The sequence below is a fragment of the Gottfriedia sp. ABJ_BB2_2 genome (assembly GCF_055484705.1).
In genome coordinates, this window is the sequence record NZ_JBVFKR010000013.1 from 53,873 (window position 1) to 66,532 (window position 12,660).

Consider the following 12,660-nt stretch of genomic DNA (forward strand, 5'->3'; position numbering starts at 1 on the left):
AAATGTCCTTTGCATCCGAGACAAAGAAAGAATTAACAACAATTGAAATTAAGGATTGCTGCTCTAAATCCGAATTATCTTCATTAATTCGAATGAATGGTTCATTATCATTTGCAAATCGCCAATTTATTGTAGATGTTGTTACTGAAAACGCTGCGATTGCTAGAAGAATATATGTATTAATAAAACGTGTTTACGATGTGGACGTTGAATTACTCGTTCGTAAAAAGATGCGTTTAAAAAAGAATAATGTATACATTGTTCGCATTAAAGAAGAAGCAAAGCACATTTTAAATGACCTATATATTACAGGTGAAGGGTTTACATTTACGAATGAAATTGCAAAAGAATTAATTGAAAAGAAATGTTGTAAACGCTCATATTTAAGAGGGGCATTTTTAGCTGGAGGATCGGTAAATAATCCGGAGACATCTTCTTATCACTTAGAAATTTTTTCATTATACAAAGAACATACAGAAGCCATTTGTCGTTTAATGAACGAATTTGGTTTGAATGCGAAGACTTTAGAACGTCGAAAAGGCTATATTACTTATTTAAAAGAAGCAGAAAAGATTACTGAGTTTTTAAATATTGTTGGTGCACACTCGGCTTTATTACGATTTGAAGATATCCGAATTGTGAGAGATATGAGAAACAGTGTTAATCGTCTAGTAAATTGTGAAACTGCGAACTTAAATAAAACAATTAGTGCGGCATTCCGCCAAATTGAAAATATTAGATATATTCAAAGCTCAGTTGGTTTAGATATTTTACCTCCTAAATTACGTGAAATTGCAGAACTACGTGTAGAGTATGAGGATGTAACCTTAAAAGAATTAGGTGAAATGGTATCGAGCGGATCAATTAGTAAATCAGGAATTAATCATCGACTAAGAAAAATTGATGAAATTGCTGATAAACTTCGAGCTGGTGAACCGATAAAAATAAAATAATAAAAATAGGGAGGGACGTACTTTGTTAGAAAAAAGAGGGAAAGTATTATTAGAAACTGGCATACAAGCTCGTCCAGCAGCACAATTTGTACAAATTGCAACAAGATTTCGTTCGGAGGTATTGTTAGCATATAAAGGTAAACAAGTTAACGTAAAAAGCATTATGGGCGTAATGAGTCTTGCTGTACCATTTGGCGAAGAAGTAGTCATCACTGTAACTGGCGACGACGAGGTCGAAGCAATGCAAGAAATGCTTAAGTTTATCGGAGAAGAAATATAATGTAGAAGGACATTCATTTTTAATGGAATGTCCTTTTTAGGTTTTATAGACCCATAGGAAAAATGTAAAAACCTCTTTGTTAATAGCTTACGATTGTGAAAATAGGCATGTATTTGGATTGAATCTGAAGGATAAAATTTTTTCTTGTAGAAGAATTTAAATGTAGCCAATTCAATTCAATGATTTACAAATAATTCCTAAAGAAAAGGAGGGTTTATCAATATGTATGAACCAAAAACGAAAGAAACGAATAATAGTGTTATCGAGTTTATTGAAGATATTGAAAATCCTAAAAAACGTGAGGATGCATATAAATTATTAGATCTATTTACTGAAGTAACAGGTTATGAAGCAAAGATGTGGGGACCAAGTATTATTGGTTTTGGTGCATATCATTATAAATATAAAACTGGCCACGAAGGTGATTCACCATTAGTTGCCTTTTCTCCACGTAAAGCGAAGGTTAGCTTATATTTAGCACCTGATGATCCATATCGAGAGTCTTTATTAAAGAATTTAGGTAAACATACAACTGGGAAATCATGTGTGTACATAAACAAATTAGCTGATGTTGATGTAAATGTCTTGAGGTCTTTAATTGAGAATACAGTAAAGTTTATGAAGCAAAGCTATCCCGATCATAAGTAATTCCTTTTAGTAAGTGTATTGAAAACTCTTTTGTCTATGATGCAATGAATGTGAAGAAGGAGTGTTGAAATGAGTGAGATAAGCGTAATCGAAACCTACAAAAACGCCCTTCAAAATTATTCGTTAGAACAACTAAGGTATATACCGGCAGATGGGGTATGGTCCATTTGTCAAATGTACGACCATTTAATTTTAGTTGCTTTTGAATACCTTGAAAATGTGGAAGCATGTGCGATTACTAAGGAAGAGCAAATACTCGAAAAAACAGAGTTTGGAGAGAACTTGTTTAAGAACGGTGGATTTCCTCCTATTAAAATTAAGTTGCCAGATGAATTAAATGCTCCACCAAATAATTCGGATTGTAATGAAGTCCTTATGAGTCGGCTAGAACAGGTAGAGAAAAAGATGCGATATTGGCATTTGAAAGTAAATCAAATTAATCCGAATTACAAGGTTAAACATGGTGGATTCGGCTGGCTCAATGCTAGGGAATGGTATGATTTGGTCGACATGCACTTCCGCCATCATCTACGTCAGAAGTCAGATTTAGAAGATATAGTGGCATTTTTGAGAAACTAAATAAAAATCCCCCAAACTTTCCATTGGAGGATTCTTTTTTAAAGATTGTTATTTTGTTGTTTAATTTCTTCGCCAGCTAATATGATATTTGCCGTTTCAATGGTTCGATGTTCATTTACGGACTCACCTGGTTCAAGATTGTTTAAATCCGCAGTGATCTTTAGTTGCTCCTCAAGATGAAGGGGCTTCTTTTTTTTGTCCATTCTGTTTAGACCTCCAAAATTAAATAGAAATGTTATAGACAATTCTCTAACGTTAGTCTTAACGAAATTTCGAGCTTCATTCAAGTTTTATAGAACAAGTGGGAAGGGACGCGAGGAAACAGAATAAAAAATAAAAAAACTAGCCGAAAAAATCGACTAGTTTCTATACTTATTACTTAATTGTAGCAGTGCTAGAAATTACTTTATCAATTAAACCGTACTCTAACGCACGTTCAGATGTCATGAAGTTATCACGTTCTGTGTCACGCTCGATTGTTTCTAAAGGTTGACCAGTACGCTCTGCAAGAATTCCGTTTAACTTATCACGTAAGAATAAGATACGTTTTGCAGCAATTTCAATTTCTGTTGCTTGACCTTGAGCACCACCTAATGGTTGGTGAATCATTACTTCCGCATTTGGAAGAGCAAATCTTTTGCCTTTTTCACCGGCAGCCAATAAGAATGCACCCATTGAAGCAGCCATACCAATACAGATAGTTGATACTTGAGGCTTAATAAAATTCATTGTGTCATAAATAGCCATACCAGCTGTAATACTTCCACCAGGACTATTTATGTAAAGTGAAATATCTTTGTCTGGATCTTCAGCAGCTAAGAATAAAAGCTGAGAGACAATCGAGTTAGCTACGTTATCATCTATTGCACTACCTAACATGATGATACGATCTTTTAATAGACGAGAGTAAATATCATACGCACGCTCACCACGACTTGTTTGTTCAATAACTGTAGGAATTAAATTCATTTTTTCTCCTCCTTCTTAGAAACAAAAGATTGATTAATTCAATAATACCTTTAAGGTCAGAAAAGGTCAAATAAAAGAGATGCTACATTCAGTGTATTCTTTCGACTAAAAAATATTAATGACTTTAAAAAATATTCATTAAGTAATACTTCAACATCATTAACGACTTTTCCTATTTTTAAACGAAAGATTATGTAGTTTTTCTTATGATTAATTTATATTCTAAAGATTCGATAACTTGAGGTGTTTTTTCTAGTTTTTCATAGATACATTTAAACGCATTTTCTGCCTGTTGCTTAATTGGATTATGTATTGTAGTAATATCTAAAACTCTAGACATTAAGTGATTATCAAAACCGACGACAGCTAAATCAAGGGGTATATTCATTCCTTTTCGTTTCGCTTCTGAAACAATTCCAGCTGCTACGAAATCATTAGCGCAAATGATGGCATCAGGTCTATCTGTTAATTTACATAACTGTTTTAAAACTTCTTCACCATCAGTTGAAGAATATACTTCAGTAAAGTTATATTCTTTCTTAATTGGAATTTTATGAATTTCTAATAGATCATTGTAGGCCTGAATTCTTCTAATTGTATTTAATCCATTCATTCTTCCAAAGGCATTTCCAATTTTTCGATACCCCTTTTGAATTAAATATTCTAACGCCATGAAATAACCAATATATTGGTCTAAATAAACAGAAGGGACAAAGTCTGAATCAACTCTTTCTAACGCAACAATTGGCCCATATTTACAATAGCGTTCAATGTCAGGCCATTCGGAAGCCCTAACAGTAATAACAAGAGCATCTATCTCTTTTCGTCGTAAAGCCTCTAATGCTTCTATTTCACCTGTTTTTTCGTAATTTGTAGAATAGGTAATTGTTTTATAACCATGTTCGTTTGCAATGGAAATAAAACTATTGATGTACGGTAAGCCAATTTCATTAATCTCAGGGGTGATGATACCGATTAAAAAGTTTCTGCCTCTTTTTAATTTAACAGCATTTAAATTCGGAACGTAATCAAATTGCTCAATAACGTTCAAAACTCTTTTTTTCGTCATTTCGTTCACGTGTGGATGGTTGTTTAGTACACGAGAAACAGTGCTTGGTGATACGTTTGCTATTTTTGCAATTTCTTTTATATTCAACATACGTTTTATCTCCTAGCATGAATTACTTCTATTATTACTACATTATCATAAAAGTGGTTACGACTCTTGTTTGAAAATTTGAAATTTATCTTTAAAAAGGATTGACCTGAAATGCATTTCAGAAATTATGATATCGGTGTAAGTAGAATATAAAAATAAGAAACTAGTAGGAGGACATTAAGTATGCGTACTAATCAAACGAGCTTCCCAGAGGGTTTTCTTTGGGGTGGAGCAACTGCAGCTAATCAACTAGAGGGAGCATTTAATGAAGGAGGAAAGGGTTTATCAATTTTTGATATGGTTGTTTTTGTACCAAAAGAAGAACGAGATCAAACTGGTCATTCGATGGATATAACAAGTGAACAACAATTAGAAGAGGTAATAGCAGGAAAGGCAGGGGACAATTTCCCAAAACGTCGTGGAATTGATTTCTACCATCGATATAAAGAAGATATTGCACTATTTGCAGAAATGGGTTTCAAAACATATCGAATGTCTATTTCTTGGCCACGTATTTTTCCGCAGGGAGATGAATTGGAACCAAATGAAGAAGGTCTTAAATTTTATGACAAAGTATTCGATGAGTTATTGAAATATGGTATTGAACCATTGGTTACATTATCTCACTATGAAATGCCTCTGTATTTAGTACAAAATTATAATGGGTGGGCAGATCGAAGAGTAGTAGATTATTTTGTTCATTATGCTGAAACAGTTTTTAATCGGTATAAAGATAAAGTGAAATTTTGGCTAACGTTTAATGAAATCAATATATCAACACTTAGTCCATACATAGGCAGTGGAATCATCATTGATCGTGTTGAAAATAAGGAGCAAACAATTTATCAAGCATTACACCATCAATTTGTAGCAAGTGCAAGAGCGGTTAAGGCATGTCATGAAATAATTCCAGACGGACAAATTGGTTGTATGTTAGCACGAATGGAGACTTATCCTGAAACATGCAATCCAGATGATGTGTTAGAAGCTCTTAATGAAGACCAAATGAATCTATTCTTTACTGATGTACAAGTACGAGGTTATTATCCAAGTTTTATGAAACGTTATTTTGATGAGAATGATATTACGATTGATATGTTACCAGGAGATGAAGAAATTTTATTACAACATACAGTGGATTTCTTATCATTTAGTTATTACATGACAATGGTTTCAAGTGGGGCACCTGGAAAAATAAAGGAAAGAGGTAACTTCTTTAGTGGAATTAAAAATCCTTATTTAAAAGCATCAGATTGGGGGTGGCAAATTGATCCAAAAGGATTACGTATATCATTAAAGAAAATGTATGATCGTTATCAAGTACCTTTATTTATTGTAGAAAATGGACTTGGAGCATACGATACCGTAGAAGATGATGGGTCAATTAATGACTATTATCGTATAGAGTATTTACGGGCGCATATTGAGGAAATAAAAGAAGCAATTAACGATGGAGTAGACGTAATTGGATATACCAGTTGGGGATGTATCGACCTGATTAGTGCAGGTACTTCTGAAATGTCTAAACGTTACGGTTTCATTTATGTTGACCAAGATGATGAAGGCAACGGAACATTAGAAAGACGTAAGAAAAAGAGCTTTGATTGGTACAAAAAAGTAATTGCAACAAATGGTGAAGATTTAGCATAATTCGATAGGAATTTGGCGTAAAAAATAAATTTATCAGAAAATACAAATTTTTATATTGAAAGCGTTGACGAAGCTTATTTAATATGGTAATTTTGGTTTAAATAAATCTTATTTATTAGGGTTGTTACTGTTCGGCAGGCAAAACCTAAATTATCTAAAGTTTAGGATTTTCATTCCTTTACGATGGTAATTTAGGTTTTTTTCATTTTCTAATGTGAGGAGGGGCGACATGGAAATTGCGAAGGTATTTAATAATAATGTAATTAGTGTGATCAATGAAAAAAATCAAGAATTAGTTATTATGGGTCGCGGAATTGCTTTTCAAAAGAAAAGAGGAGACCTAGTAAAAGAAGAAAATATTGAGAAGATATTTACTTTAGAAAACAAAGACGTTTCAGAGAGATTTAAAAAATTATTATACGAAGTTCCAATGGAATATATGAAAGTATCAGAGGAAATTATTCAATTCGCAAAAATGACAATTGGTAAAAAGTTAAATGAAAGTATTTATGTTTCATTAACTGATCATATTTACTTTGCAATTGACCGGAACAAACGTGGTTTGCATATAAAAAATGGATTGCTTTGGGAAACAAAAAGAATTTACAAAGATGAATTTGCGATAGGAAAAGAAGCATTAAAAATGATTGAAAAAAATCTTGATGTGGCTCTTCCTGAAGATGAAGCTGCTTTTATTGCCCTTCACATAGTAAATGCCGAATTAAATGAAGAAATGCCCAATATCATCAATATAACAAAAGTAACCCAAGAAATTTTAAACATTGTAAAATATCATTTTAAAATTGATTTTGATGAAGAATCACTATATTACTATCGATTTATCATTCATTTGAAATTCTTTGCACAGAGATTATTTCATGGCACTGTTATGAATAGCGATGATGATTTCTTATATGATTTAGTTAATAGTAAGTATACTGAATCATTTAAATGTGCAGAAAAAATTAAACAGTATATAAAATCAGAGTATAAAAATGATTTAACAAATGAAGAAATGCTGTATTTAACAATTCATATTGAAAGAGTAGCACGTCATCAATAATTTTTTCTTCACCAAAAAAGAAAGCGATTTCTTTTAAACTTAACATATAGAATAAACGATAATAGGATTGTTACTGATTATGCAGGCAAAACCTAAATTACTAAAAATATGAGACCACTGTCTTGTATTTCTAGTAGTTTAGGTTTTTCTTTTTCTTAAAAATTAAGTAAAGAAGGTAGGGGAAGTTAGTGAAATACAACCAATTAGCAAGCGACATTATTGAAAAAGTTGGTGGGAAATCGAATATTAGTAGTGTCACACACTGTATTACAAGATTACGATTCCAATTGAAAGATGATGGTATTGCAAAAACAGATGAGATCAAACGATTAAATGGTGTCATCACCGTTATGCAAAGCGGTGGGCAATATCAAGTAGTAATTGGAAATCACGTATCAGATGTATATAACGCAGTACTTGAAGTTGGTAACTTTCAATCTAGCAACAATGAAGAAAAGAGTAACGATAAAAAAGGAAATCTTTTTAATAAGTTCATAGATATTATTTCAGGTGTATTTAGTCCAGTCCTAGGTGTTTTAGCAGCGACAGGAATGATTAAAGGTTTTGCTGCACTCTTCCTTGCTTTAGGTTGGATTACTCAGGAATCAGGCACATATCAAATACTGAATGCGGCCGGAGATTGTTTATTCTATTTCTTCCCAATTTTCCTTGGGTATACAGCAATGAAAAAGTTTGGTGGAAATACGTTTATTGGGATGGCAATTGGTGCAGCTCTCGTTTATCCTGCTTTAACTGGATTAAGTACAGGAAAGCCTTTATATACACTTTTCGCAGGTACAATTTTTGAATCACCAATTCATATTACGTTTTTAGGAATCCCAGTTATTTTAATGAGTTATTCTTCTTCGGTTATACCGATCATCGTAGCTGCATACTTTGCAGTAAAAGTAGAAAAGTTTTTTAAAAATGTTATTCCTGATGTAGTCAAAACATTTTTAGTACCATTTTGTACTGTGTTAGTAATCGTGCCGATAACTTTTATTGTAATTGGGCCAGTATCGACTTGGGCAGGTAGTTTATTAGGCGCAGCAACATTATGGGTTTACAATTTAAGTCCAGTTGTAACAGGAGTATTATTAGGCGGATTCTGGCAAGTGTTTGTTATTTTCGGTCTTCATTGGGGGCTTGTTCCTATTGCGATTAATAATATGACAACATCAGGAGCAGATCCTATTTTAGCAATGGTATTTGCTGCTTCATTTGCTCAAATCGGTGCGGTTTTAGCAGTTTGGATTAAAACGAAAAACAAAAATATTAAATCATTAAGTATTCCAGCGTTTATCTCAGGAGTTTTTGGTGTAACTGAGCCTGCAATCTATGGTGTGACTTTGCCGTTGAAAAAACCATTTATCATGAGCTGTATTGCGGCTGGAATAGGTGGTGGAATTTTAGGGGTAGCAGGCACTCACGGTTATTTATTGGGTGGACTAGGTATCTTTGGTATCCCAAACTTTATTAGTCCAAAAGATGGTATTTCAGCAGGTTTTTGGGGAGCAATCATTTCAATCGTTGTATCATTCGTTATTGGTTTTATCTTAACGTATTTATTTAGCTTTAAAGATGTAAAAGACTTTGATGAAAAAGAAGAAGCAACAACAAATAAAACGGTCCAATCTAACTTAAACAGACAGCAAGAAGTTTTTAGCCCAATTACAGGGAAAATTGTAGAACTAAAAGATGTTACCGACCCTGTATTTAGTAAAGGGGTGATGGGAAAAGGTATTGCCATCGATCCAACTGAAGGAAAAGTTGTTTCTCCAATTAACGGTACAGTTTCAACTATTTTTAAAACAAAACACGCTATTGGATTAATTGATGAGAATGGAGCGGAAGTGTTAATTCACGTAGGCTTAGACACAGTTCAATTAGATGGTAAATATTTTACTGCCCATATTGAAGCTGGGGATAAAGTAAGTGTTGGTGATTTATTATTAGAGTTTGATATAGAAAAAATTAAATTAGCAGGTTTTCAAACAATTACTCCTGTTATTCTAACAAATTCAGCAAATTATTTAGATGTATTTGGTACGGATAAAAAAACTGTATTTGCGAAAGAACGACTAATAACAATTATTGGATAAACCAGAACGGAGGATCAACGAATGGTTACTAAGAAATTAAACAGCTTTCCAGAGAACTTTCTTTGGGGAGGTGCAATAGCTGCAAATCAAGCTGAAGGTGCATATTTAGAGGGTGGAAAAGGGTTAACTACAGTAGATTTACTACCTACAGGGAAGGATCGCTTCTCACTAATGTTAGGAAATGTAGATTCATTGGCGTTAAAAGATGGCGTTTATTATCCATCGCATGAAGCAATTGATTTCTATCATCGATTTAAAGAGGATATTGCATTATTTGCAGAAATGGGATTTAAATGTTTACGTCTTTCGATTGCATGGGCAAGAATTTTTCCAAACGGGGATGATTTAACTCCAAATGAAGAGGGATTACAATTTTATGATAATGTCTTTGATGAACTATTAAAATATAATATTGAACCCGTCGTTACGACTTGTCATTTCGATGTGCCGATCAATCTAGTTGAAAAGTACGGTAGCTGGAAAAATAGAAAAATGATTGAGTTCTATGAGAAATATTCAAGAACAATCTTCGAAAGATATAAAGATAAGGTAAAGTACTGGATGACCTTTAATGAAATTAATATGTTATTACATGCACCTTTTATTGGTGCTGGAATTATTATCAAAGAAGGTGAGGATAAAAAGCAGATTCTTTACCAAGCGGCTCATCACCAGTTAGTTGCAAGTGCATTAGCAGTTAAGGCTTGCCATGAGATTATTCCAAATGGTCAGATTGGTTGTATGTTAGCTGCTGGAGCAACGTATCCTTATACTTGCCATCCAAATGACATATGGGAAGCAATCGATAAAGATCGTGAATCATATTTCTTCATAGATGTACAATCAAGGGGCGAATATCCAGGCTATGCTAAGAGGTACTTTAAAGAAAATAACCTACAGATTAGAATGGAACAAGATGATGAAGAAATCTTAAAAAATCATACAGTTGATTATATCGGGTTTAGTTATTATGCTAGTCGATGTGCTAGTACTGACCCAGAAATTCTAGGACAATTAACAGAAGGTAATATATTTGCTTCAATAAAAAATCCATATTTAAATGAATCTGAGTGGGGATGGCAAATTGACCCTAAAGGTTTACGCGTCACGTGTAATCAACTACATGACCGATACCAAAAACCGTTATTTATAGTAGAAAATGGACTAGGAGCAAATGACATCTTAAATGAGGATGGTACAATAAATGATGACTATCGAATTGAATATTTAAAATCACACTTCCTCGAAATGGCAGAAGCAATAGAAGATGGAGTAGACATTATTGGCTATACAAGCTGGGGACCGATTGACCTAGTTAGTGCGGGAACTGGAGAAATGAAAAAACGATACGGATATATTTACGTAGACAAAGACAATAAAGGTAATGGAACACTAAATAGAATCAAGAAAAAAAGCTTCTATTGGTATCAGGATATCATTCAATCAAACGGTAAAAATTTATAGGTTAATAAATCCATAAAAAGTAGGTGCAAACGATCTCTAATCAATGCACCTACTTTTTATCCGATAAACAAAAGATTCGAAGCTAAAAAGCTTAAACCGTTGCGGTTAGAAACATCAAACGATATAATTAATCTAAAGGTATTGCTCAGTCGGATAAAGCACGTTCGAATAATCTTCGAAGCCAAATCTGCAAGGCACCAGTCGAGCCGCAACTTGCATAACCTTACTGAGACTGGGGTGACGGTTTAAAAAACAAGATATTTTTATAAAAATATGCGTTCGTAGCTCAGGGGATAGAGCACGGATGAATCAACTTCATCTATACAACTTCAAGCGTATCAGTCGAGCCGCAACTTGCGTAACCTTACTGAGACTGGGGTGACGGTTTAAAATTTGAGTAATTCTACATTATAATATGCGTTCGTAGCTCAGGGGATAGAGCAACGGTTTCCGGTACCGTGTGTCGCAGGTTCGATTCCTGTCGAGCGCGCTAATTTTATGAAAGCCACGTGGAATAGACATCTTGGTTGATTATTTGACTGAGATCACTAACACGTGGTTTTTTATTAGGGCTTATTTTCAGTTAGAAAGTCTAGACCAAAAAGCACCACCCATAGCGAAAAAAGGCACTACATCAAATAAAATACAATACTGATCTAAAAAACTTTTATAATGAATCTTTCACGTTATGTGTATTTATTAAATCGAATGTTTGAACGTTCGGATATCAACAAGAAATGAAAAAGTCTAGTTTGGATAAAACTAAGTTATGAGTAATGATAAATAGAATTATGAGGTGTATAAATGAGTAAAGCTAAAGGCAAGGGCGGAACAGGAAGAGGTACAGATAAAAAAGGTTGGAATCGTTGGCAAGCAAAAGCTAAGAAAAAAGCGAGTGCGAAACCTTATGTAAGTAAAGGTACTAAGAATAAGGGAACATCGAATTAAACAAGTAATGCATAATGAGTAATTTATTAAGAGACTGTAATTTAAGGTCTTCAAAATTTTGCATCTTATGTCATCGATATAGATAGTATGGATAATTTACCAATCATGATTTTATTGCTTTCTGCATTTTATCATGTTATAGTTTTACTTGCGATGAGCTAATTTGAGTAAGTCGAGAGATATGCGTAAGCTAAACGCGCGAATGTGGTCGCCCGGTCTCTCGCCTCAAACGCATCAAGACGTCTGCTGCGGCAGGCGTCTTTCTTTTTGTTTCCTTATTTGTGTATAATAGTAAATATTACGATTGAAGGGAATGTTTGTGTGTTAACAATTAAAGAATACACTGTAGAAGAAATCAAAGATCCATTTGGAATTATTGAAGGCGACAGATATGAGTTTATTCTATTCATTGATGTGCCTGAGGATGATGAATTATACAATGAAAAAGGTATATACATAAAAGCGTTATTTGGTGTAAACGGCGAAGAATCAAAAGTAATTAAGTATGATTTATTTGAAGTTGAAACAAATAATTACTTAGACTTTGATTTAGAAGAAGATGAAGAAGTAGAATTAAAAGAATTTTGTAAAACACATATTACTGTCGAAGATTAATTCATTTATGATGATTGTGTCATTCGGAACACACATAGTAGTCGAAAAATGGAAAATGATACGAAAATATAACACACTAAGTGAATTATATTAACACAGTATTTGGTGTTTTACACACTGATGATACACTAGCTGAATCCAAAAATATATTTCGTTTTTAAAACCTTGATTTTTCAAGGTTTTTTTATTTGTTCAAATTTAATAATAAGATTTTTTAGAAAATTGGCACA

The 12,660-nt window shown here is 33.3% G+C and carries 13 protein-coding genes and 1 tRNA gene; 11 read left to right on the forward strand and 3 right to left on the reverse strand.

Features of this window, described 5'->3' with window-relative positions:
- Positions 1 to 2: 2 nt before the first annotated feature.
- From whiA to ACX6U0_RS19495, 4 genes are all read left to right on the forward strand, one after another.
- Positions 3 to 953, forward strand: a complete 951-nt coding sequence (gene whiA / locus ACX6U0_RS19480; RefSeq protein ID WP_088000800.1) for a DNA-binding protein WhiA — start codon at positions 3 to 5, stop codon at positions 951 to 953.
- A 22-nt stretch (positions 954 to 975) separates the two neighbouring features.
- Complete coding sequence (locus ACX6U0_RS19485) at positions 976 to 1,233, forward strand: HPr family phosphocarrier protein (RefSeq protein ID WP_464961517.1); 258 nt, start codon at positions 976 to 978, stop codon at positions 1,231 to 1,233.
- 222 nt (positions 1,234 to 1,455) lie between these two features.
- On the forward strand, positions 1,456 to 1,881 hold the full coding sequence (locus ACX6U0_RS19490; RefSeq protein ID WP_464961518.1) for a DUF1801 domain-containing protein: 426 nt from the start codon (positions 1,456 to 1,458) through the stop codon (positions 1,879 to 1,881).
- Between the two features lie 69 nt (positions 1,882 to 1,950).
- Positions 1,951 to 2,460, forward strand: a complete 510-nt coding sequence (locus ACX6U0_RS19495; protein ID WP_464961519.1) for a DinB family protein — start codon at positions 1,951 to 1,953, stop codon at positions 2,458 to 2,460.
- A gap of 38 nt (positions 2,461 to 2,498) precedes the next feature.
- Here the strand turns inward: ACX6U0_RS19495 and ACX6U0_RS19500 are convergent, their stop codons facing one another.
- The 3 genes from ACX6U0_RS19500 to ACX6U0_RS19510 all read right to left on the reverse strand — a co-directional run bounded on the left by ACX6U0_RS19500 (position 2,499) and on the right by ACX6U0_RS19510 (position 4,588).
- A complete protein-coding gene (locus tag ACX6U0_RS19500) occupies positions 2,499 to 2,663 on the reverse strand; it encodes a hypothetical protein (protein ID WP_464961520.1) in 165 nt (54 codons plus the stop codon).
- Positions 2,664 to 2,835: 172 nt separating this feature from the next.
- Positions 2,836 to 3,429, reverse strand: coding sequence for an ATP-dependent Clp endopeptidase proteolytic subunit ClpP (clpP, locus tag ACX6U0_RS19505; protein ID WP_088000792.1), 594 nt, complete (start codon positions 3,427 to 3,429; stop codon positions 2,836 to 2,838).
- A gap of 190 nt (positions 3,430 to 3,619) precedes the next feature.
- Entirely contained in the window at positions 3,620 to 4,588 is a 969-nt protein-coding gene (locus tag ACX6U0_RS19510) for a LacI family DNA-binding transcriptional regulator (protein ID WP_464961521.1), read from the reverse strand.
- A 183-nt stretch (positions 4,589 to 4,771) separates the two neighbouring features.
- Here ACX6U0_RS19510 and ACX6U0_RS19515 point away from each other — a divergent pair, with 183 nt between their 5' ends.
- The 7 genes from ACX6U0_RS19515 (at position 4,772) to ACX6U0_RS19545 (ending at position 12,430) form a co-directional block, all read left to right on the forward strand.
- A complete protein-coding gene (locus ACX6U0_RS19515; RefSeq protein WP_464961522.1) occupies positions 4,772 to 6,238 on the forward strand; it encodes a glycoside hydrolase family 1 protein in 1,467 nt (488 codons plus the stop codon).
- Between the two features lie 229 nt (positions 6,239 to 6,467).
- On the forward strand, positions 6,468 to 7,301 hold the full coding sequence (gene licT / locus ACX6U0_RS19520; RefSeq protein ID WP_464961523.1) for a BglG family transcription antiterminator LicT: 834 nt from the start codon (positions 6,468 to 6,470) through the stop codon (positions 7,299 to 7,301).
- A gap of 188 nt (positions 7,302 to 7,489) precedes the next feature.
- Positions 7,490 to 9,403 (forward strand): beta-glucoside-specific PTS transporter subunit IIABC, encoded by a 1,914-nt coding sequence (locus tag ACX6U0_RS19525; protein ID WP_464961524.1) that lies wholly within the window; start codon positions 7,490 to 7,492, stop codon positions 9,401 to 9,403.
- A gap of 21 nt (positions 9,404 to 9,424) precedes the next feature.
- Positions 9,425 to 10,867 (forward strand): 6-phospho-beta-glucosidase, encoded by a 1,443-nt coding sequence (locus ACX6U0_RS19530; RefSeq protein WP_464961525.1) that lies wholly within the window; start codon positions 9,425 to 9,427, stop codon positions 10,865 to 10,867.
- A gap of 417 nt (positions 10,868 to 11,284) precedes the next feature.
- Positions 11,285 to 11,357 (forward strand) — tRNA-Arg (locus ACX6U0_RS19535).
- A 314-nt stretch (positions 11,358 to 11,671) separates the two neighbouring features.
- Complete coding sequence (locus ACX6U0_RS19540) at positions 11,672 to 11,815, forward strand: DUF3934 family protein (protein WP_464961526.1); 144 nt, start codon at positions 11,672 to 11,674, stop codon at positions 11,813 to 11,815.
- Positions 11,816 to 12,136: 321 nt separating this feature from the next.
- Complete coding sequence (locus ACX6U0_RS19545; protein WP_464961527.1) at positions 12,137 to 12,430, forward strand: DUF6509 family protein; 294 nt, start codon at positions 12,137 to 12,139, stop codon at positions 12,428 to 12,430.
- Positions 12,431 to 12,660: the final 230 nt, after the last annotated feature.